This window comes from Cupriavidus basilensis, assembly GCF_000876015.1.
In the GTDB taxonomy this organism is placed as follows: domain Bacteria; phylum Pseudomonadota; class Gammaproteobacteria; order Burkholderiales; family Burkholderiaceae; genus Cupriavidus; species Cupriavidus basilensis_B.
Genome location: NZ_BBQM01000028.1, coordinates 42,180 through 63,911, shown reverse-complemented (window position 1 = coordinate 63,911; position 21,732 = coordinate 42,180). Strand labels below are relative to the sequence as shown.

Below are 21,732 nucleotides of genomic sequence, written 5' to 3'. Positions count from 1 at the left end.
GCGCCTCGTCACAGTGCAACACAATGCCTGGCGAGTCACTAGATCCTTCGCCTACTTGAAAGCAGGATTGCGTACTGCTTCTGCATGCTCGACGCGAAGATGCCAGCGCCGAACAATGCTTGCGATCACGTTGAAGTCCCACTTGTTCCCGCGCAGGAGAATGTTCTGCGCGTCAACATTCAATGCAAGAATTCGGTGGCTAGATCGGTCGCGCGAGTATTTCAAACTCGTGACGACGACCGGTGCCCAGCACTGGAAATTTGAGACGAAGGCGTGCAGGATCGAGTGCCGCCACGCGCTGCCGGCCTTCAGCCACTCCATGAATGTGTCCAAGTTGACCACGCTGGACTCCCAACTCCATTCACTCGCCTAGCTGACGGATGCTGTCGAGACCGCTGGTTGAATCCATCCAATGCGATCCGCCTTCCGACGAGAGACATGTTGTGTCCCCGTACACAACAGGCATATGGAGAACCCTGGAAATTCCGCACGGGGTCTTTGTGACTTTGAAGAGGCTCCTCCTCGGTCAGGCATCCCTTCCGCGAACCCCTAAGCCCCGAACCGCGGAAACAGCCGCCGCACATTTTCCCGCGCGATCGCCGCGTGCTCCTGCGCCGTCAGGCCGCCGAGGCGGCGGAAGTTGTCGATGTTCTTCGCCACGTTCGCCGCCGGCTGGAACGGGAAGTCGGTGCCGAACAGGATCTGTGAAAGCGGCGCGAGCGTGCGCAGGCTGTCGAAGGTGGGCTGGTTCGCCGACATGGCCAGGTCGTAGTACAGGTTGCGGAACTCGTCGAGCACCGCTTCGCTGCTTTTCGGGGCCGGCTTCATGACCGGCATCGGCGCGAGCAGCGCGATGCGGTGCGCGATCGACGGCAGCACGCCGCCCGCGTGCGGCAGGATGAGCTTCAGGTTCGGGCAGCGGCGCAGCGTGTCGGAGAACACCAGGTCGATGACCGTGCGCGCGGTGTCGCACGGGAACTCGAACAGCGGCGCCGGGCGGCCGAGCCCGACGGCTTCGAGGCATTGCGGCGCCGTGGGGTGGAGGAAGATGGTGGCGTGGCGCTCGTTGAGCGCGTCGAAGATCGGGGCGAGCGCCGGGTTGCCCAGGTACTTGCCGTCGGTGTTGGTCTCGATGACGACGCCGTCGAGGCCGAGCTTGCCGAAGGCATGGTCGATCTCCTTGAGCGAGGCTTCGACATGCGGCAGCGGCAGCGTGGCGAAGCCGCCGAAGCGCCCCGGATGCGCGCGCACGGTCTCGGCGATGTCTTCGTTGATGCGGCGCGCCAGGCGCTCGCGCGCGCCGGCGTCGCGCAGGAAGCCGACGCTCGGCGAGGACACCGACAGCATCATGGTGTCGATGCCGCCCGCGTCCATGACGTCGATGGCGGCCTGCGCGGACCACGCGGGAATCGGGTAGCCGCCGTCGAGCGAGGCCAGGCCGGCGTCCGCGAGGGCCTGGCGGTAGGCGGGAGGCAGGCAGTGCGCGTGGACGTCGATGAGGCCACAGGTGCAGCGATAGGGTTGGGTCATGTCGATAGCCTTTGAGATCGGTGGCCTTGAGGTCGATGGCCTTGAAATCGATAACCTTTGAGCGGGAGGCGGCGATGGCCGGATGCGAGCGCGGCGAGCGGCGTGGCTACGACAGCGCCTCGGGCGCTTCCAGCTCGAGCCGGGTCGGCAGCCAGTCGTAGCCGTCCGCGTTGCGGCGCAGGTGTCCGCGCCCCGGGAACGGGAAGTGGTACGACAGGATTTCCATGTTCTCGCCGCAGGCCCAGTCGAGCACGCGCAGCCGCGACACCGCGGCGGCGGCGCTGTCGGAGTCGAACTTGAAGGCCCAGTTGGGCCGCTTGAGCAGCAGGATCTGGTGATGGCAGAGATCGCCCCAGTTGAGCAGCGCCCTGCCCTGGCTGGCGATCCGGTAAACCATGTGCCCCGGGCTGTGGCCGGGCGTCAGGTGAGCGGTGATGCCGGGCACCACTTCGTCGCCATCCGCGAGGAACGTGATGACGTCGCGATAGGCGAGGATGTTCAGGTGCGCGCCGCGGAAATGGTCTTTCATGTGCTCCGACATGGTGTCGCGGATATTGCCGAGATCGGTCCAGTATTCCATGTCGACGCGGTTGATGCAGACGCGCGCGTTCGGGTAGAGCTTGTTGCCGTCGTCGTCGACCAGTCCCCAGCAGTGGTCGGGATGCGCGTGCGTGAGCGCGATCACGTCGATCTGCTCCGGCGCGATGCCGGCCGCGCGCATGCTGGACAGCGCGCGCCCGGTCAGCTTGCCGAAGGTCTTGACGCCGAGCTCGGCGTTGATGCCCACGCCGGTGTCGAACAGCACCAGTTGCCTGCCGGTGTTGACGATCAGCAGGTTCTGGTCGAGCTCGATGGTCTCGGTCGGCAGGTAGGCGTCGGCCAGCAGGCGGTCGATCTCCTGCGGGTCGGCATGCGGAAAGGTGTCGCGCGGCGGGCCCATGTGCAGCAGGCCGTCGGTCACCACGGTGCATTCGAAGTCGCCGTGCCGGAAGCGCGTCCAGCCGGGTTGCTGGTTGCGTTGGATCGGTGCGCTCATGTTTGTCTCGCTCCTGGTTCGGCCGGCCGCGGCGGGCCCGCGCCCGCCGTGCCATGTTGCCGTGTTCGTGGGGGTTTCAGATCGGATAGGCAGCCGCGCCGGTGGCGATCGTCACCCAGCGCAGCTCGGTGAACTCGGCCACGCCGGCGCTGCCGCCGAAGCGGCCGTAGCCGGTGGCCTTGACGCCGCCGAACGGCATCTGCGGCTCGTCGCTGACGGTGGCGCCGTTGATGTGGCAGATGCCGGTCTCGAGGCGGCGCGCGATGTTGAGCGCGCGCGCGGCGTCGCTGCCGAACACCGAAGCCGACAGGCCGTACTCGGACTGGTTCGCCAGCGCGACCGCCTGTTCGTCGTCGGCCACGCGCGTGACGCATACCACCGGGCCGAAGGTCTCCTCGTGGAAGATGCGCATGGCGGGCGTCACGCCGTCGAGCACCGTGGCGGACATCAGCGCGCCGCGCGCGTCCCCGCCCGCGACCACGCGCGCGCCCTGTGCCACCGCGTCGGCGATCAGCGCATTGATGCGCTTGTGGGCGAGCGGGTCGGCGAGCGCGCCCAGCGCGTGCCCGCCGCTGGCCGGATCACCCGCGGTCAGGCCGCGCGCGCGCCCGGCGAGCTTGTCGACGAAGGCCTCGGCCACGCCGTCGGCCACCAGGATGCGCTCGGTGGACATGCAGATCTGCCCCTGGTTGAAGAACGCGCCGAAGGCGGCCGCGCGCACCGCGGCATCGAGGTCGGCGTCGTCGAGCACCAGGCAGGGCGCCTTGCCGCCCAGCTCCAGCAGCACCGGCTTGAGGTGCTCGGCGGCGCGGCGCGCCACCACGCGGCCGACGCGCGTCGACCCGGTGAAGTTGACGCGGCGCACGGCCGGATGGTCGATCAGCGCGCCCACGACGTCCTCGGCATCGGCCGGCGCGTGCGTGACGACGTTGACGATGCCGCCGTCCAGGCCGGCCTCGATCATCGCCTCGCCGATCAGCACGTGCACGCCGGGGCTGACGTCGGACGCCTTCAGGATCGCGGTGTTGCCGCACGCCAGCGCCATCGCCACCGCGCGCACGCCTAGCACGACCGGCGCGTTCCACGGCGCGATGCCGAGCACCACGCCGACCGGGCAGCGCATGGCCATCGCCACGCGCGCCTCGTCCGACGGGATGACCTCGCCCTGGATCCGCGTGGTCATGTACGCGGCCTCGCGCAGGATGGCGGCGGCGGCGTCGACATTGTGCCCGGCCCAGGCGCGCGCGGCGCCCGTTTCCGCCATCATCGTGTCGACCAGCGCGGCGCGCCGCCGCTCGAGCCGGTCGGCGGCCAGCAGCAGCTTGTGCCGGCGCGGCCCCGGGCCGAGCGCCGACCAGGCCGGGAACGCCGCCGCGGCGGCGTCGGCCGCGGCGCGCGCGTCGGCCACCGTGGCGGCGGCGGCGCGCGTGACGACGGCGCCGGACAGCGGGTTCCTGCGCTCGAACAGCGCGCCGGACGCGGCGGGAACCGCGCGGCCGGCAATCAGAAGGGAAAAATCTCGCAAGCGCGTCTCCATGCGGTAGTTGCTTCGTGACGCTACTGTAGGCACGCGGCGCGCGGCCGGCTTGCCTGTGAGGGAAGTAAACCGCGCCGCGGCGCGGCCCCTCCCCGCAGTTCACTGTCGGGCAAGACAGCCGCGCGGCGCGCCGGCATCATTGGCATCCAGTGACCGGCTACCCGCGCACCCGCGCACGGGCGCGCCGGCAATCCAGGAGGAATGTCCATGAAATTCGCAGACAAAGCGGTCGTCGTCACCGGCGCGGCGTCCGGCATCGGTGCCGCCTGCGCGGCGTACTTCAAGGCCGCCGGCGCGCACGTGATCGGCGTCGACCGCAATGCCGTGCCGGGAAGCGGCGTCGACCAGTTCGTGCAGGCCGACCTGTCCGACCCGGCCTCGATCGCGGCCGCGGCCGCGCGCATCGAGCGCGCCGACGCGCTGTGCAACATCGCCGGCCTGCCGCCCACGCGCGGCGCCGTGCCGGTGCTGCAGGTCAACTTCACCGGCCTGCGGCTGTTCACCGAGGCCCTGCTGCCCCGTCTCAACAACGGCGCGGCCATCGTCAACCTGGCCTCGCTGGCCGGCTTCGGCTGGCACCAGGACGCCGCGCAGGCGCTGGCGCTGCTCGAAGTCCGGCAGCCCGAAGACGTGCCGGCGTTCTGCGCGAGCCACGGCGTGGACGACGCGCGCGCCTATTTCCTGTCGAAGGAAGCGCTGGTGGTGTGGACCCTGCAATGCCGCTGGCGCTGGCGCGAGCGCGGCATCCGCATGAACGCGGTCAGCCCGGGGCCGGTGGAAACGCCGATCCACCAGGATTTCCTCAAGACCCTCGGCGAACGCGCCGAGGAGGACATGCGCCTCATGGAGCGCGCCGGGCGGCCCGCGGACATCGCTCCGCTGGTGGCCTTCCTGTGCAGCGACGAAAGCGCCTGGATCCGCGGCGCCAACATCCCCTGCGACGGCGGCATGGAAGCCCACGTGCTGAGCGGGATCCACCGGCTCGGCTAGCGCCGTCCCGCGAGGCTGGCCGCGCGGTAGTCGCGCGGCGTGGTGCCGAAGGCCTGCCTGAAGCTGCGGGAAAAATGCCCGCTGCTGACGAAGCCCCAGCGCATCGAGATCTCGGTGATCGAATGCGCGCCCAGCGCCGGGTCCGCCAGGTCCTGGCTGATCTGCGCCAGGCGCAGTTGCTGGATGTACCGGGCCAGCGTCATGCCGTCGGCGTCGAACACCATGTGCAGGTAGCGCTTCGAGCAATTGAGCGCCGCCGCGATCTGGTCGACGCACAGGTCCGCCCGCGCCAGATGGCAGCGCACGTATTCCACGATCCGCTCGCGCAGCACCGCCGGCAGCAGGTGCCGGGGCGCGGCGGCGAGCTGCTCCCGCACCGCCGCGGCCAGCGCCTCGCCCAGCTCGCCCGCTTGCGCTTCCGACATCGCAGCCCCCGCCAGCGCGCCGGCCATGCAGGCGGCCATCCGGCCACCGGCGCCGCCGCGCGCGCTGTGCGCGCGCAGCAGCACGGCGCGGCGCTCGCGCGGCGACAGCGGTAGCGCCGCGTGCGGCACCACCATCGTGGCCAGGTCCACCGGCCGGCTCGCGGTCATGCGGTACGGGCGCGCGGTGTCGTAGATGGCCCAGTCCCCCGGCGCCAGGCACGCGGCCAGGCCATCCTGCTCGAAGCGGGACTCGCCCTCGAACTGGACCACCACCTTGTAGCGGCGCGGCGCGTCGGCGGCATGCGCCGGCAGGTTGGTCGCGCGGTGGGCCTGCGCGGTCACGCGGCACAGCCGGGTCTGCCCGACGCTGGCCATGCGCAGCGCGCCGTCGAAGGCGTCGCGTCCATAGGTGTCGACATGCAGTCCGCCGAAGCTGCCGCGGATGGCTTTGCGCCAGAACCCGGACCGTTCATGCGGCGACACCGCGATGGTGGAAAGCGTCTCGAAGGGCCTGCTGGTATCGGTGGTCATGGCGGCAAGGAAAAGTAGCCGGGGCAACCACCCCGGCGAGAATCGTCAACGCGCGCCGGCCGTGGCCGGGGCCGGCGCGCCGCCGGCGCGGCGCATCGCCAGCACGGCGAACGCGGCAAGCAGCGACGGCATGGCGATCAGCGCGAAGGTCTGCGTGGTGTCCATGCCGGCGCCGACCAGCGCGCCGACCAGCAGCGGCCCGGTCGCGCCGCCGAGCCGGCCGGCCGCCAGGCCGCATCCCACGCCGGTCGAGCGGATGGCGGTGGGATAGCCCAGGGCCGCCAGGCCGATCATGCCGGAGGTGGCGCCGCCGACGCAGAACCCGGTCAGCATCGAGCACGCCGCGGCGAACGCGAGCTGCGCGCCGGCGAGCCCGGTCAGCGCCACCGCGACGCTGCCGCTGGCCAGCAGCATGGCCAGGAAGCGGAACGTGCCGAACCGCTCCATCAGCTTGCCGGCCAGCGCCACGCCGGCCACGCCGCCGACGTTGTTCCAGGCCAGCACCAGCGAGGTGTCCGGCAGGGACATGCCGTGCCCGCGCAGCAGCGTGGTGGTCCAGGCCAGCACGCCGATCAGCGTCATGAAGTTCAGGAAGAAGCCGAGCCACAGGAAGCCGGTGAAACGCGCGCGCCCGCCGGTAAACAGGTGCGAGGCCGGCATGCCCTGCGGCACCGCTTCGCGCATGCGCAGCGTGGCGCCGCGCTGCCGCGGGTCCACGCCGAGGCGGGCGAGGATGCGCTGCGTCGCCGCGCCCTGGCGCCCGGCCAGGATCAGGAAGCGCAGCGACTCCGGCACGCACAGGCACACCAGCAGCGCGCCGGCGATCGTCACCGCGCCGAAGGCCTGGAACATGGCCTGCCAGCCGAAGGCCGGGATCAGCCGGCTGCCGGCGAAGCCGGCCAGCACCCCGCCGGCCGGCACCGCCGCCCACAGCAGCGAGGCCACGCGCGCGCGCAGCCGCTGCGCGACGAACTCCGTCGCCAGGCTCACGAAGCACGGCGCCGCGCCGCCGAGGCCGATGCCGGTCAGCACGCGCAGCGCCAGCAGCATGCCGAAGCCGGTCGCCGCCGCGGTGCACAGCGAGGCCACGCCGAACAGCAGCGTGCACAGCACCAGCACGGACTTGCGGCCGAAGCGGTCGGCCAGCGGGCCGAAGAACAGCGCGCCGGCCATGAAGCCGATCTCGGACGCGGCGAACACCGGGCCCAGCTGCTCCGGCCCGAGTCCGAGCGAGTGCGCCATCGTCGGCGCGCTCAGGCCCATGATCTGGATGCTGGCGCCATCCATCAGCGCGATCAGGAAGCAGATGGCGAACAACAGCCACTGGAACGGCCCGAACGGCCGGGCATCGATCACATCTTCAACGTACAGCGGTTTCATTTCTCCTCCCGGGAAGGGATGTGGCTGGGGCAAGGCGCGGGGCAAGGGACGCGGCGCACCTCAGGCGCCGACGATGTTGACCGCCTTGGTCTCGGTGTAGCTCAGCATCTCCTCGATGCCCTCCTCGCGGCCCACGCCCGAGTTCTTGTAGCCGCCGAACGGCACGCCCTTGTAGTGGGTGCCGACGCCGTTGACCCAGATATAGCCCGCCTGCAGCCGGCGCACCGTGCGCATCGCCGTGCCCAGGTCGCGCGTCCACACCGAGGCGGTCAGGCCGTACTCGATGCCGTTGGCCATGTCGATGGCCTGCGCGGCGTCGGACCAGCGCATGATCGACAGGATCGGGCCGAACACCTCCTCCTGCGCGATGCGCATGCCGGGCGTGACGTCCGCGAACACGGTCGGCTCGACCCAGTAGCCGCGCGCGAAGGCGCTGCCGGCCGGGCGCCTGCCGCCGGCCACGAGCCGCGCGCCGTCCTGTTTCGCCGCCTCGATGTAGCCCAGCACCTTGTCGTGCTGGCCCCTGGAGTTGACCGGCCCCATCGTGCTGTCCGCCGCGCGCGGGTCGCCGATGCGGATGCGCCCGACGCGCTCCGCCACGCCCTCGACGAAGCGCTCGTAGAGGCTGTCGTGCACCAGCAGCCGGCTGGTGGAGCCGCACGACTGGCCCTGCCAGAGGAAGTTCATGCCGCGCACGGCCGCGTCGAGCGCGCCGTCCACGTCGGCGTCGGGAAACACGATCAGCGGGTTCTTGCCGCCGAGCTCGAGCGAGATGTGCTTGACGCAGACCTCGGCCGCGCTGCGCTGGATCTGGCGCGCCGTCTGCGGCGAGCCGATGAACGCGATGCGCTTGATGTCCGGATGGCGCGCGATGGCCTCGCCGGCGGCGCGGCCGGTGCCGGTGACGATGTTCATCACGCCGCGCGGAAACACGTCGCGCGCGATCTCCGCCAGCAGCGTGGCGGACAGCGAGCTGGTCTCGGGCGGCTTGACGATGACCGCGTTGCCGGCGATCAGCGCGGCCGCGGTGCGCGCGGTGGCGAACATGACCGGGTGGTTGAACGGCACGATGCGCCCGACGATGCCGTAGGGCTCGCGCAGCGTGATGTGCAGGTTGTCCGGCGTGGTGGCGGGAATCGACTCGCCCTTGAGCTCGTAGCCGAGCCCGGCGTAGTAGTTCAGCCCCCACGACGCGGCATGCACGTCGCCGCGCAGCGCGGCCAGCCTGTTGCCGGTGTCGGCGACCTCGGCCTCGAGCAGCGCCTCGGCGGCGGCCTCGATGCGGCGCGCGTACTCGCGCAGGCAGGCCGCGCGCCCTTCGATGCCCAGGCCGTGCCAGGCCGGCGCGGCCGCGCTCGCGGCGCGCGCCGCGCGCTCGATGTCCGCGGCGGCGCCGGCCGGCACCTGGCCGATGATTTCCTCGGTGGCGGGGTTGAGGCTTTCCAGCCATTGCCCGCCGGCGGCGGCGGTCAGCTCGCCGTCGATCAGCATGGCGCGTTTGTTGTCGGGTCCCAGCTTCATTGGTTCGTCTCCACGATGACTGCAATCAGGGGCGCGCGGGGGCGCGTCATTCGATACGGATGCCGTTGCGCCTGATGAACGACGCCCACTGCTCGCGTTCCTTGCGCATCGACGCCTGGAACGCGGCCGGCGTGTCGAACACCGGCACCAGGGCATTGGCTTCGAGCGCGCCCGCCAGCTCCGGGGTCTTCATCGCGGCGTTGAGCTCGTCGCTCATCTTCTTGAGGATCGGCGCCGGCACGCCGGCCGGCGCGAACACGCTGAACGAGGTCCAGATGTCGATCCGCGCGGGGCCGGGCTCGGCCAGCGAGGGCACGCCGGGCAGCATCGCGCTGGCCTGGTTCACGGCCAGCGGCTTGAGCTTGCCGGCCTTGATGTAGGGCTGCACCGAGCTCAGGTCCGTGAACATGAACTGCAGGCGTCCGCTGAGCAGGTCCTGGTAGGCCGCGCCCACGCCCTTGTACGGCACGTGCAGGAAGCGCGCGCCGGTGGCTTCCTCGATCATGCGCACGCCGAGGTAGGGCGGGCTGGCCTCGCCGGCCGAGCCGTAGGGAATCGCGCCGGGCCGCTCCTTGCCCAGCCGCACCAGCTCGCCGAGGCTGCCGATGCCGGCCGCCGGGTTGGCCACCAGCACCATCGGCGCGAGCACGCCGCGCGCCACCGGCACGAGGTCCTTCTCCACGTCGAACGGCAGCTTGCGGTACAGCGCGGGGCTGATGGCGACCGCGGCGTTGGCGGTCACGAGGAACGTATAGCCGTCCGCCGGCGCGTGCGCGACCACCTGGGTGCCGATGTGCCCGCTCGCGCCGGGACGGTTGTCGACCACGAACGACTGCTTCATCGAGCGCGACAGCAGCGTCGCGACCAGGCGCGCGTAGACGTCGGTCCCGCCGCCGGGCGCGGACGGCACGATGAGCCTGACGGGACGCGCGGGCCAGGGTTCCTGCGCCAGCGCCGGCAGCGCGGGCACCGCCGCGGCGAGCAGGCACAGCGCGCCGCGCGCGAGCGCCTCGCGGCGCGCAGGGGAACTGAGGGATGGGGGCGGCTTCATGTGGTTGGTCTCCTGGTATCGTTGGTGTTCTTTTGTTCTTTTCCTGGTGCGCGGCGCTCAGCGCAGCCCCGCGGTGGCCTGCCGCGCGGCGCGGCGCCACAGGTCCCAGGCGCGGCCGATCTGGCCGTCGTTGGCATGCTCGGCGGCCAGCCCTTCGGCCGCGGTGAGGTAGCGGATCTCGCCGCCCAGACGCGCGGCGTCGAGCACCAGGCGCGCGTTGGCCTGCGCATACACCGCGCAATAGACCGCCTTCTCGACCGAGTCCGCCGCCACGGTGACGCCGTGGCCGCGCATCAGCACGATGGTGGCGCCGCCCATCGCGGCGGCCAGCGCGTCGCCGAGGCAGCGGTCGCGGATCAGCATGTCCGAGCCGTCGCCGGCCACGTCGGCGATGTCGAACACCGGCGCGCCGCGCGCGAGAAAGCCGCTCATGTGGCACACCGGGCGCAGCGCCGCGCCGGACACCACGCCGAACGGGATCAGCGCGGGCGAGTGGCTGTGCACCACCGCCCGCACCTCGGGCCGCGCGCGGTAGAGCGCCGCGTGGATATGGCGCTCCAGGAACACCTTGCGGCCCTGCGCGTCGGCCGGCTCGCCGTCCAGGCCGAAGGCGAGGATGTCGCCCGCGCCGGCCTGCACCGGCGCCATGCTGCGCGACATCAGGAAGCGCTCGCCGTCCGGGTGCCGCGCGCTGACGTGGCCGAACGCATCCAGCACGCCTTCATGGAACAGGATGTGGCCGGCATCCACCAGGTCTTCGACGAGGGTGCGGATCGGCATGGTCGTCTCCTTGCGCAAGAGGGGTTAGAGAGGGGTCGGGAGGGGTTCAGAAAATATGCTTGATGCCGACCATCGCGCCGAGCTGGTTGCCGCCCGGCGCCGGGTTGGCGCCGATCGCGCCCGAGCTGACCGAGAGCGCGAGGTTGCCGCGGTTGTCCAGGAAGCCCGCCGTGCCGTACACCGAAGTGCGCTTGCTCAGCGCATAGGTGGCGCGCGCCGCGTACAGCCAGGCCTTGTCGGCGCTGTGGCGGAAGCGCAGGTAGAACGCCTCGGCGTCCACGCTGAACGCCGGCGTCAGCGCATAGGATGCACCGAGGAACCACAGGTCGCTGCGCGGCGTGGCGCTGCCGTCGTTGTCGCGCCTCAGCAGGCCGCCGCCGACCTTGCCGTTCTTGAAGTTGACGTAGCCGTTGACGGTCAGGCGGTCGTCGCGCAGGCGGCTGCTCGTCAGGCCGCCGAACGCGCCGGGGCCGCCGCGCAGCGAATCGTAGGCGGCGCTGACGCTCCACCAGCTGGTGTCGTACTTCAGCAGCACCGACCATTCGCGGCACGCGCGCTGGTCGGCGGGATTTTCGCCGGCGCAGTTGGCGCCGGACGGGCTCGGGCCCGCGTTGACCGTATCGCGGCCGAAGCTGTAGGTGCCGCCGACGGTGAGCCCGCCGAACGAGCCCTTGTAGGAGATCGCGTTGTCGGCGCGCGTGCTCGGCAGGTAGCTGTCGAGCGACGACGAGCCGAAGGTGTTCGGGCCCAGCATGTCCGGCTCCAGCATCGACCAGAACAGCATGGTGTACTGGCGGCCGAGCGCGACCTGCCCCCAGCTTCCCGACAGCCCCACCCACGCCTGCCGGCCGAACAGCCGGCCGCCCTGGTTGGAGGTGCCGGCGTCCGGCGCGAAGCCGGACTCCAGCACGAACTGGCTCTTGAGCCCGCCGCCGAGGTCCTCGGTGCCGCGCAGGCCCCAGCGCGACGGCACCGTGCCGGCCAGGCCCGGCATGCGCACCAGGTGGTCGCGCGCGGCGCCCACGCCGGACACGAATTCGATGCCGGTGTCGACGACGCCGTACAGCGTCACCGACTGCGCCTGGGCGTGACTCGCCCCGGCCGCGCAGGCGCACAGCGCCGCGGCCATTACCGACTGCTTCATGGTCTCCTCCGTTTTTTTTCTTGATGAAGGCCCCGCCGCGCGGTGGCGCGGCCGGCCTGATGGTGAAGCGATGGCGGAACCGTCCGGCCTAGCGCGGCGCCCGGTTGACGGCCACGGCGATGGCGGCGGCCAGCGCCGGCACGATGCCCGCCATGAAGATGTCGCCCGCGCTCCAGTTCCAGCCCAGCAGCACGCCGCCCAGCGCGGGGCCGCTGATGGAGCCGATGCGGCCGATGCCGACCGCGCAGCCGATGCCGGTGGCGCGCATGCGGGTGGGATAGATCTCGGCGGCCAGCGCGTTCAGGCCGGCCTGCGCCCCCTGCACCGTCACGCCGATCGCCAGGCTGGCCGCGATCACGACCGCGTAGTCATGCGGCCACGTGGCCAGCACCAGCGCCAGCGCGGCATAGGCCAGCAGCTCGCACAGCAGGACCGGCCGCGCGCCGAAGCGGTTCATCAGCGCGCCCTGCATCAGCGAGCCGAGCACGCCGCCGATGCTGAACGCCGTGATCGCCGCGATGCCGACCGAGGCCGGATGATGCGCGCCGATCAGCACCGCGGGCATCCAGCTGACGATGAAGTACAGCGCCACGAGGTTGAGGAAGTACGGAATCCACAGCAGGATGGTGCCCGCGGCGCGGCCCTCGGTGAACAGCAGCCGGATCGGCACGCCGGCCGCCGCGCCGTCGGCGGCGCGGTAGGACTCGTCGCCGCGCAGGTCCGGCGCGATGCGGCGCATGATGGCCGCCAGCCGCGCCATGTCCTGCCCGCGGGCGATCAGGAAGCGCGCCGACTCCGGCATGGTAAGCGCGATCAGCAGCGCCACCGCCAGCGGCAGCACGCCGCCCACCACGAACACCGCCTGCCAGCCCAGGCGCGGCAGCATGAGCGCGCACACCGCGCCGCCCAGCACGGCACCCAGCGGCATGCCGCACATCAGCGTGGTGACGGTGCTGCGCGCGTGGCGCCGCGGCGCGTACTCGGAAGCCAGCGCGATGGCGTTGGGCAGCGCGCCGCCCAGGCCGATGCCGGTCAGCAGGCGCAGCACCAGCAACTGCTCCAGCGATTGCGCGTAGGCCGTCGCCAGCGAGAGGCTGCCGAACAGCACGCAGGACAACACGATCATCGTCTTGCGGCCGTAGCGGTCGGCTAGCGGGCCGAGCACCACGGCGCCCAGCAGCATGCCGACCAGGCCGGCGCCGAAGACCGGGCCGAAGGCCTTGACCGGCACGCCGAGGCTGGCGCCGATGGACGGCGCCAGCATGCCGATGGTCTGGGTGTCGAAGCCGTCGAGCACCGCGACGAGGATGCACAGGCCGATGGCGAGGTACTGGAAGCGCCCGATCGGGCGGGCGTCGATGACTTCGTGGACGAACAGGGGCTGACCATGAGCGAGCATGGCGTTGTCTCCGGTAGCGGGGGTATCCCCCTCTTTTTTTCTGATGAATCGAAACAGGCGGCGCGCGCCGGCGCCGCGAACCCGCGGGTCAGGTGCGGATCCAGCCGCGCCCCCAGGAATTGAGCGTGTATTCCTCGTGGGGCCAGACGCCCGGCGCGCGCCCGGCGTCCACCCGCTCCAGCTCCGCCGACAGCTCCACGCGGTTGCCGTCCGGGTCCGTCACCATGAAGAACAGGTTGTTGCCGGGGCCGTGGCGGCCGGGGCCGAAGAAGATGCCGCGCCGCACGCGCGCGAAGCGGTCGCCCCAGTCGCGGATGTCGTTCCAGCAGCTGGTCTCGTAGCAGTGGTGGTCCCACGCGTTCTGCGAGCCCTGGAAGAACGCCAGCGAGTGGTGCTCGTCGTCCGAGCGCAGGAAGCACGTGGCGATCGCGCCGTCGTCGGCGACGACTTCGTCCGAGACCGTGAAGCCGATGCGCCGCACGTAGAAGTCGACCACGGTGGCAAGATCGGTGGTCTGGAACACCGTGTGCTGCAGCCGCGCGGACAGCCGGTCCGGCTCGCGCCCGGCGCGTGGCACGCCGAACAGCAGCACGCGCCCTTGCGGGTCCGCCACCGTGAACGCGCCCGGCGCGAAGAAGATCTCCCCGGCCGGGCCGGCATCGCGCGCCAGGTCCGCCAGGCGCGCGCGCAGCGCGGCCAGGTCCTGCGCCGAGCGCGCGGCGTAGGCCGCCACGGCGAGCCCGGCGTCTTCGCCCTGGCCGATCACCACGGCGCGCTCGCCGCCGGCCAGCGCCACGGTGCCGGCGGGCGCCGGCACGCGCCGGAGTTCGAACAGGTCCTGGTAGAAGGACGCGAGCGCGTCCGGCGCGGTGCTGCGCAGATGGAGGTGATGCAGCCGCAGCGGCGTGGAAGTCTGTAGTGTGGTCATGTTCGTCCTGCTTGTCTGTTGTGCCGGCCGGCGGCGCGCCTATGCGGCGCGCGCGGTGGCGACGAGTGCCGGCGCCGCGCCGGCGCGCGCCATGTCGATGCCGAGCCGCCGGCCCAGCGCCGCGGCCAGCGCCTCGGCGTCGTCGTGGCCGAACACGCCGGCCACGTAGCGGTCCGGGCGCACCACGACCACCTTGCCGGCCAGCGCGCGCAGCGTCTTCGGCGTGGCCTCGGGCGCCAGCGCCACCGGCACGTAGCCGTGCCGCGCGGCCAGCCTGAGCGCCTGGTCATCGAGCCGCGGCAGCAGCACCACGCGCCGCGTTTCCAGCCGGCGCCACAGCGCGCGCGCCCCGCCGGCCGTGTCGGCGGTATCGGCGTCGGCGTCGGTGTCGACGCCGGTGCCGGTCATGGCCGCCGCGCCGATGGCGACGTGCGCGAAGCCGTCGCCGGTGATCTCGTCGAGCGGCAGTTCGGTCCCGTCGGCGGTGCGCACCTTCGGCTGCGGCAGCATGGTGCCGACCAGCCCGGCGGTGTCGGCGGCGCTGGCCACCAGCAGGCCGTCGTGGAAGCGCGGCTTGGGCTTGAACTTCATCTGCAGGAAGTAGTCGCGCACCGGCGGCACCAGCGCCGTGGCGCGGAAGAACGCCGCGCAGGCCCATGCCGACAGGCGGCTGCGCGGCGCCATCACCACGCCCAGGTTCAGCGCCAGGCGGATCAGCGCCCAGGCATGGTCGCGCCGCTCGGTCTCGTAGGAGTCGAGCGCGGCCGGCGCGATCCGGTTGCGCAGCACCGCGGCGAGCTTCCAGCCCAGGTTGTGCGCGTCGCGCACGCCGCTGTTCATGCCCTGCCCCGCGTAGGGCGGCGTGAGGTGCGCCGCGTCGCCGGCCAGGAACACGCGCCCCGCGCGCCAGCGGTCCGCCACGCGGGCATGGAACGTGTAGACGGTCTTGCGCACCACCTCGGCCGGGCGGTTGCCGCGGAACGGGCGCAGCAGCTCGGCCAGGCGCTCGGGCCGCAGCACCTCCTCGTCGGTCTCGCCGGGCTTGAGCAGGAACTCGAAGCGGCGCGTGCGGTTGGGGCCGGGCACGTCGACCACCGGGCGCGACGGGTCGCAGTAGGCGCGCGTCTGCCAGAACGGATCGTCGTCGTTCTCGGTGTCGACCACCAGCCAGCGCGCGTTGAACGACGAGCCGGCCAGCGTCGCGCCGATCGACTGCCGCACGAAGCTGCGGCCGCCGTCGGTGCCGACCACGTAGGCCGCGTCGATGCGCAGCGGCCCGCCGGGGCCCTGCACCACCGCATGCGCGCCGTCCTCGTCCTGCGACAGCGCTTCGAGCGTGTGGCCGAACAGCACGCGCACCGACGCATGGCGCGCCAGCCCCTCGCGCAGCGCGGCCTCGAACAGCGGCTGGCGGAACGCATTGCGGCGCGGGTAGCCGTACTCGCTCGCGGTGGGCTCCACCTTGGCGAAGCAGCGCCCGCCCGGGCGGGTCAGGTAATGCACGCCGTAGCCGGGCACCACGTCCCGCATCACGGCCTCCACCAGGCCGATCGCCTGCATGGTGCGCAGCGATTCGTCGTCGATGGAGACCGCGCGCGGCTCGGCCACGGTGCTGGCCTTGCGGTCGATCAGGATGGTGTCGATGCCCTGCCGGCCGAGCACGTTGGCCAGCGTCAGGCCGGTCGGGCCCGCGCCGACCACCAGCACGGCGGCGGCGAGCGAAGTGGATTGCGTCATGAGTCTCTCCTCGGCCGGCGCGCGGCGGCGCCGGACAGCGTCATTCGTCCTGGATACCGTTGCGCAGGACGCCGATGCCGGAGATTTCCACCTCGACCACATCCCCCGCGCGCATCCACAGCGGCGGATTGCGGAACGCGCCCACGCCGCCGGTGGTGCCGGTGATGATCACGTCGCCCGGGCGCAGTTCGGTGAAGGTGGAGCAGTAGGCGATGACGTCGCCCACGCTGAAGATCAGGTCGTCGGTGCGCGCCTGCTGCACCACCTCGCCGTTCAGGCGCGTGGTCAGCGTCAGTTGCGACGGGTCGGGGATCTCGTCGCTGGTCACCAGCCACGGCCCGAACGCGCCGGTCTGCGGGAAGTTCTTGCCCGGCGTGAACTGGATGGTGTGCTTCTGCCAGTCGCGCACGCTGCCGTCGTTGTAGCAGGCATAGCCGGCCACGTAGCCGAGCGCGTCGGCCGCGGCGACGTGGCGCGCGGTCTTGCCGATGACGACGGCCAGCTCGCCCTCGAAGTCGAGCTTTTCCGATGCGCGCGGGCGCACGATCGGCTTGCCGTGGGCCACCTGCGAATCGGCGAAGCGCGTGAAGAACATCGGGTACCTGGGCATCTCCCGGCCGGTCTCGCGCACGTGCGAGGCGTAGTTGATGCCGACGCAGAGGATCTTGGCCGGATCGGGGATCACCGGCAGGAATTCGACGTCCGCCACGGCCAGCGACGGCTGGCTGTCGGCGGCGATCGCCGCGATGCGCGGCAGGGCGCCGCGCGCCAGCGCCTCGCGCAGGCTGGCGCCGACGGCGTCGCGATGCGGCGCGAGATCGACGATGCGGTCGCCGACGACGACGCCAAAGGCCTCGCGGCCACCGTGGGTGAAGCTGATGAGTCTCATGGAATCTCCTGGGTCCAAATGCGGTACCGCGCTTGGGGGGGCGCACCGAGTGAATGCATTATTCTCATATTGTGCGAATTATGCATTTAACGTTTACCACTATGCGCACCTGGCGAGATTCTTGCATTCAAGAAAGGGCTCGGTGATATGCTTCGGGGATGGAACCAAGGAGCATCGAAGAATGGCGACCGATCGTGCGCTCGGCGTACTGAAGCTGTTTTCGCTGGAGAAGCCGGTATGGACCGCCGAGGAAGCGGCCGCGCAGCTCGAGGTGTCGATCAGCAGCGCCTACCGCTACCTGTCGAACCTGATGGAGCTGGGGCTGGTCGCCACGGCCGGCGCGGGCCGCTACGTGCTGGGGCCGGCCATCATCCAGCTCGACCGCCAGATCCAGCTGACCGACCCGATGCTGCAGCAGGCGCGCCCGATCATGGACGAGCTGATCGCCTACGCGCCGCCGGGATCGGTGATGCTGCTGTGCCGCGCGTTCGGCGACTCGGTGCTGTGCGTGCACCAGGTGCTCAACCAGGGGCCGCAGGCCGTGGTGAGCTATGAGCGCGGCCGGCCGATGATCATGTTCCGCGGCGCCACCTCGCGCATCATCCTGGCGTTCCAGCAGACGCGCACGCTGCAGGCGCTGTACCACAAGCACGCGGACGAGATCCGCGCCGCCGGCCTGGGCGAGGACTGGGCCGCGTTCCGCCAGGCCCTCAGCCGCCTGCGCCGCGCGGGCCACGTCGTCTCGCACGGCGAGATCGACCCCGGCCGCGTCGGCATCGCCGCGCCCATCGTCAACGAGGACGGGCGCGCGATCGGCAGCCTCAGCTACGTGGTGGCGGCATCGGAAGTGGATGCGCGCGGCATCAACCGCCTGGTGCACCTGCTGGTGCCGGCCGCGGCGGAGATCCGCGCGTGAGCGGCGCCGCATCGCGCGGCGGCCGCGTCGGAACGCAGAGACGCGGCGGGCGCTAGCCCGCCTGCGGCGCCCGCTTGCGCAGCAGGTACTTCTGCGTCCCCTCCATGACGCACACACCGCGCTGGTTGCGCACTTCGGAGCGCATCACCAGCACGCCCGTGGTGCGGCCCGGGATCAGCTCGGCGACGGTCAGGCTGCCGTAGAGCGTGTCGCCGACGAAGACCGGCGCGAGGAAGCGGCTGCTCTGCTCGATGAAGGCCTTGAGCGACTGCTCCACCATGTGGGGAAACAGGCCGGCGCCCGCGGCGGTCTGGATCAGCACCTGGAAGCCGTGCGCGAGCATGTGCGGCATGCCGTGGGCGCGGCAATACTCGACGTCGTAGTGGACCGGATGGTTGTCGCCGCTGGCGAGCTGGAACGCGGCGAACAGCGCGTCCGTCATGGTGCGCGACGGCAGGTTCATGCGCTCGCCGACGGCGAAGTCCTCGAAGAAGCGCTGCGGGCATAGCTGGTAGTCGTGTTGCATCGGCTCGGTCTCCTGTGCGGGCTGGTGCCGCGTTTGTCGTGCTGCCGCGCTCAGTCGGCCTTCATGTTGGCGGCCACCGCCACCGGCTGCCACTTGGCGATCTCCGCGCGCACGAACTGGTCCAGCGCGTCCGGCGCCGGCTTCGGCTCGAGGATCAGCCCGAGCTCGCTGGCCTTGGCCTGCAGCGCGGGCTCCTGCAGCGTGCTGCCCAGCGTGGCGGCGAGCTTGCGCACGATCTCCGCGGGCGTCTTCGCCGGCGCGAACACGGCGTTCCACGTATAGGCCTCGTAGCCGGGCACCGCTTCCGCGATGGCGGGCGTGTCGGGCGTCTGCGGCAGGCGCCGCGCCATCGACGTGGCCAGCAGGCGCACGGTGCCGGCGCGCACCTGCGCCAGGCCCGTGGGCGCGCTGTCGATCATGAACGCGACGTGGCCGCCGATCAGGTCCGCCATCGCCGGCGCGCTGCCGCGATAAGGCACGTGCACGGCCCCGGTGCGGGCCATGTGGTTCAGCAGCTCGCCGCCGAGATGCGGAGCGCTGCCGACGCCCGCGGAACCGTAGTTGACCTTGCCCGGATGCGCCTTGAGGTAGGCGATGAATTCGCCGAGCGTCTGCGCCGGCACCGCCTTGTTGACCACCAGCACCAGCGGCGCGCGCGCCGCCAGCCCCACCGGCGCGAAGTCTTCGAGCGTGCGGTACGGCAGCGTGGCGTGGATGGCCGGGTTGACCGCGTGCGCGACCGTGGTGAGCAGCAGCGTGTAGCCGTCGGGCGCGGCCTTGGCGACGTTCTCCGTGCCGACGATGGTGCCCGCGCCGGAGCGGTTCTCGACCACCACCTGGGTCTTCAGTTGCCGGCTCCAGCCCTGCGCCAGCGCGCGCGCGAACGTGTCGGTGGGGCCGCCGGCGGCATACGGCACCACCAGGCGCACCGGCCGCGCGGGATACCCGGGCTGCGCCGCGGCGGGCCCCGTGAGTGCGGCGCCGAGGCAAAGCGCCGCGGCGAGTCTGGCCATCGGGGAAATCATGCTGGTGTCTCCGTCTTGTGCTTGCGGTATCCGGGCGGCATGCGCGGCATCGGCAGCCCCGGCGTGAGCCGACAATATAGAATCGGGTCCGGCACGGAGGCCAGTCGAAAGCTACGAGGGGTCCTTCGAAAACTTCTAATACGGGCCCCGGCGCCGCATGCGCCCGAGGCGGCCACGCGGGAGACACCATTGCGATTCGAACTGACCGACCTGCGCGTGTTCCTCGCCATCGCGCAGGCCAAGAGCCTGACCGCGGGCGCGTCCGACGTGCACCTGACCGCGCCGTCGGCCAGCTACCGGCTGAAGAACCTGGAACAGGCCGTCGGCGTGCCGCTGTTCAGGCGCACGCAGAAAGGCATGGCGCTGACCGCCGCCGGCGAGACCATGCTGCGCCACGCCAGGATCATCATGGGCAACGTCGAGCGGCTGCAGCACGAGATGCGCCGGCACACCGACGGCACCGAGGGCCACATCCGCGTGCACGCCAACAGCAGCACCATGAACAACCTGCCGGCGGCGCTCAGCCGCTTTCTCGCGGCGTATCCCAACGTCAACGTCGAGCTGGAGGAGCACCTCAGCCAGGACACCGCGCACGCGGTGCTGGAGCAGCGCGCCGACATCGGCCTGGTGGCCGGCGAGATCGACCTGCTCGGCCTGGAGTCGATCCGCTACGGCGAGGACGAACTGATGTTCGCCGTGCCGCCGCGCCATCCGCTCGGCCTGCGCGAGGGCGTCACGCTGACCGACGCGCTGCAGTACGAACTGGTGTCGATCGGCGCCAAGAGCAGCAACTTCCTGTTCCTCAAGGACATGGCGGCGAGAGCCGGCATGGAGCCGCGCGTGCGCGTGCACGCGCCGAACTTCCCGGCCGTCATCCGCTGCGTGCAGGAAGGCGCGGGCATCTCGCTGGTGCCGCGCACGGTGGCCGCGCCCGCGATCGCGCAGGGCCTGGTCGAGGGCGTCGTGCTGCACGAACCGTGGGCGCGGCGCGAGCACCGCATCGTCGCGCAGCGGCTCGGCGACCTGCCCGGCTACGCGCGCGCGTTCATCCGCTTCGTCACCGGCGAGGACCAGGCGCCGTCCGTTAGACATCCTTGAAGCGGCGTTAGGAAATCTCGACTGGCCGGCCTCGGTCTCCATTCCTATACTCGGTCGTCCGCGGGACCGTGCGCCCGCACCGATGCCTGGAGACCCCCTTGCCTTTCTCAGTTCCCCCACTGGACGGGATCACCGTCCTCGCCCTGGAACACGCGGTGGCCGCGCCCTTCGCCAGCCGCCAGCTGGCCGACCTGGGCGCGCGCGTCGTCAAGATCGAGCGGCCCGGCAGCGGCGATTTCGCGCGCGGCTACGACCAGACGGTCAACGGCATGTCGTCGTTCTTCGTCTGGGCCAACCGCGGCAAGGAGAGCCTGACGCTCGACCTCAAGGATGCGCGCGCGGCCGGCATCCTCCGGCAGTTGCTGGGCGAGGCCGACGTCTTCATCCAGAACCTGGCGCCGGGCGCGGCCAGCCGCATGGGGCTCGATTTCGACACGCTGCACGCGGCCTTCCCGAAGCTGATCGTGTGCGACATCTCGGGCTACGGCGACCACGGCCCCTACCGCGACAAGAAAGCCTACGACCTGCTGATCCAGGCCGCGGCCGGCCTGATCTCCGTGACCGGCACGCCGGACGAACCCTCGCGCGCGGGCATCTCGATCGCCGACATCGCCGCGGGCATGTACGCCTACACCGGCATCCTCTCGGCGCTGCTGCATCGCGGGCGCACCGGCACCGGCGTGCGGGTCGAGGTGACGATGCTCGAGGCGCTGGCCGAATGGATGTCCTATCCGCTGTATTTCGCCCACTACGGCGGCGAGCCGCCGCTGCGCAACGGCCTGTCGCACCCGGCCATCGCGCCCTACGGGCAGTACGGCACCGGCGACGGCAACCGCGTGATCTTCGGCCTGCAGAACGACCGCGAATGGCTGCGCTTCTGCGCCGAGGTGCTGGAAGACGCCGCGCTGGCGGCGGACGCGCGCTTCTCGACCAACCACCAGCGCGTGGCCAACCGGGCCGCGCTGGACGCGGAGATCGGCCGCCACCTGCAACGCATGACGCGCGCGGAGCTGGTCGCGCGGCTCGACCGTGGCGGCATCGCGAACGCGCCGCTCAACGACATGCATGAAGTGTGGGCGCACCCGCAGTTCGCCGCGCGCGGCCGCTGGCGCGAAGTGGCCACGCCGGCCGGCCCGGTGCGGGCGCTGCTGCCGCCCGCCACGCTGGGCGGCGTGCCGGCGCGCATGGGCGGCGTGCCGGACGTCGGCGAGCACACCGCGCCGATCCTCGCCGCGCTGGGCTTCAGCGGCGCGCAGGTGGAGGCGCTGCGCGCCGACGGCGCCGTGTAG

Annotated in this window: 20 protein-coding genes; 4 read left to right on the top strand and 16 right to left on the bottom strand. The window is 71.5% G+C overall.

The features are described 5' to 3' along the window. Positions 1–51: 51 nt before the first annotated feature. The 4 genes from KF708C_RS36150 to KF708C_RS29500 form a co-directional block, all read right to left on the bottom strand. Positions 52–321, bottom strand: coding sequence for a hypothetical protein (locus tag KF708C_RS36150; protein WP_156174017.1), 270 nt, complete (start codon positions 319–321; stop codon positions 52–54). Between the two features lie 228 nt (positions 322–549). Continuing rightward, a complete protein-coding gene (locus KF708C_RS29510) occupies positions 550–1,530 on the bottom strand; it encodes an amidohydrolase family protein (RefSeq protein WP_059415017.1) in 981 nt (326 codons plus the stop codon). A 106-nt stretch (positions 1,531–1,636) separates the two neighbouring features. Then, positions 1,637–2,566: an MBL fold metallo-hydrolase gene (locus KF708C_RS29505; protein WP_020203087.1), complete on the bottom strand. Its 930-nt coding sequence runs from the start codon at positions 2,564–2,566 to the stop codon at positions 1,637–1,639. A gap of 76 nt (positions 2,567–2,642) precedes the next feature. Then, positions 2,643–4,091 (bottom strand): aldehyde dehydrogenase family protein, encoded by a 1,449-nt coding sequence (locus KF708C_RS29500; RefSeq protein ID WP_059415181.1) that lies wholly within the window; start codon positions 4,089–4,091, stop codon positions 2,643–2,645. Positions 4,092–4,310: 219 nt separating this feature from the next. On the opposite strand from KF708C_RS29500, the gene KF708C_RS29495 reads away from it, so the two are divergent. Then, entirely contained in the window at positions 4,311–5,093 is a 783-nt protein-coding gene (locus KF708C_RS29495; protein WP_059415015.1) for a coniferyl-alcohol dehydrogenase, read from the top strand. Here the strand turns inward: KF708C_RS29495 and KF708C_RS29490 are convergent. The 10 genes from KF708C_RS29490 to KF708C_RS29445 all read right to left on the bottom strand — a co-directional run bounded on the left by KF708C_RS29490 (position 5,090) and on the right by KF708C_RS29445 (position 16,878). Then, positions 5,090–6,049: a helix-turn-helix domain-containing protein gene (locus KF708C_RS29490; RefSeq protein ID WP_059415013.1), complete on the bottom strand. Its 960-nt coding sequence runs from the start codon at positions 6,047–6,049 to the stop codon at positions 5,090–5,092. The two genes, KF708C_RS29495 and KF708C_RS29490, sit on opposite strands and share 4 nt — an antisense overlap. Positions 6,050–6,094: 45 nt before the next feature. Continuing rightward, positions 6,095–7,429, bottom strand: coding sequence for an MFS transporter (locus KF708C_RS29485; protein ID WP_059415011.1), 1,335 nt, complete (start codon positions 7,427–7,429; stop codon positions 6,095–6,097). A gap of 60 nt (positions 7,430–7,489) precedes the next feature. Further along, positions 7,490–8,950 carry an aldehyde dehydrogenase family protein gene (locus KF708C_RS29480; RefSeq protein WP_059415008.1) on the bottom strand — a complete coding sequence of 487 codons (1,461 nt, stop codon included), beginning with the start codon at positions 8,948–8,950 and terminating at the stop codon, positions 7,490–7,492. A gap of 46 nt (positions 8,951–8,996) precedes the next feature. Continuing rightward, positions 8,997–10,001, bottom strand: coding sequence for a Bug family tripartite tricarboxylate transporter substrate binding protein (locus KF708C_RS29475; protein WP_059415003.1), 1,005 nt, complete (start codon positions 9,999–10,001; stop codon positions 8,997–8,999). 57 nt (positions 10,002–10,058) lie between these two features. Next, positions 10,059–10,781 carry a class II aldolase/adducin family protein gene (locus KF708C_RS29470; protein WP_059414997.1) on the bottom strand — a complete coding sequence of 241 codons (723 nt, stop codon included), beginning with the start codon at positions 10,779–10,781 and terminating at the stop codon, positions 10,059–10,061. 46 nt (positions 10,782–10,827) lie between these two features. Beyond that, positions 10,828–11,925, bottom strand: coding sequence for a porin (locus KF708C_RS29465; RefSeq protein WP_059414993.1), 1,098 nt, complete (start codon positions 11,923–11,925; stop codon positions 10,828–10,830). Positions 11,926–12,013: 88 nt separating this feature from the next. Next, a complete protein-coding gene (locus KF708C_RS29460; protein WP_020203078.1) occupies positions 12,014–13,324 on the bottom strand; it encodes an MFS transporter in 1,311 nt (436 codons plus the stop codon). Positions 13,325–13,412: 88 nt separating this feature from the next. Next, complete coding sequence (locus tag KF708C_RS29455) at positions 13,413–14,252, bottom strand: VOC family protein (RefSeq protein WP_020203077.1); 840 nt, start codon at positions 14,250–14,252, stop codon at positions 13,413–13,415. Between the two features lie 39 nt (positions 14,253–14,291). After that, positions 14,292–15,989, bottom strand: coding sequence for a bifunctional 3-(3-hydroxy-phenyl)propionate/3-hydroxycinnamic acid hydroxylase (locus tag KF708C_RS29450; protein ID WP_059414991.1), 1,698 nt, complete (start codon positions 15,987–15,989; stop codon positions 14,292–14,294). A gap of 40 nt (positions 15,990–16,029) precedes the next feature. Continuing rightward, positions 16,030–16,878 (bottom strand): fumarylacetoacetate hydrolase family protein, encoded by an 849-nt coding sequence (locus KF708C_RS29445; protein WP_020203075.1) that lies wholly within the window; start codon positions 16,876–16,878, stop codon positions 16,030–16,032. 181 nt (positions 16,879–17,059) lie between these two features. Between KF708C_RS29445 and KF708C_RS29440 the strand changes: the two genes are divergently transcribed. Next, on the top strand, positions 17,060–17,794 hold the full coding sequence (locus KF708C_RS29440; RefSeq protein ID WP_020203074.1) for an IclR family transcriptional regulator: 735 nt from the start codon (positions 17,060–17,062) through the stop codon (positions 17,792–17,794). 52 nt (positions 17,795–17,846) lie between these two features. Here the strand turns inward: KF708C_RS29440 and KF708C_RS29435 are convergent, their stop codons facing one another. Together KF708C_RS29435 and KF708C_RS29430 are read right to left on the bottom strand one after the other, a co-directional pair. Continuing rightward, positions 17,847–18,320, bottom strand: a complete 474-nt coding sequence (locus tag KF708C_RS29435; protein ID WP_059414989.1) for a MaoC family dehydratase — start codon at positions 18,318–18,320, stop codon at positions 17,847–17,849. A gap of 50 nt (positions 18,321–18,370) precedes the next feature. Then, complete coding sequence (locus tag KF708C_RS29430; RefSeq protein WP_059414987.1) at positions 18,371–19,345, bottom strand: tripartite tricarboxylate transporter substrate binding protein; 975 nt, start codon at positions 19,343–19,345, stop codon at positions 18,371–18,373. Positions 19,346–19,534: 189 nt separating this feature from the next. On the opposite strand from KF708C_RS29430, the gene KF708C_RS29425 reads away from it, so the two are divergent. Further along, positions 19,535–20,443, top strand: coding sequence for a LysR family transcriptional regulator (locus tag KF708C_RS29425; protein WP_059414984.1), 909 nt, complete (start codon positions 19,535–19,537; stop codon positions 20,441–20,443). Between the two features lie 98 nt (positions 20,444–20,541). Then, on the top strand, positions 20,542–21,732 hold the full coding sequence (locus tag KF708C_RS29420) for a CaiB/BaiF CoA transferase family protein (protein WP_082080092.1): 1,191 nt from the start codon (positions 20,542–20,544) through the stop codon (positions 21,730–21,732).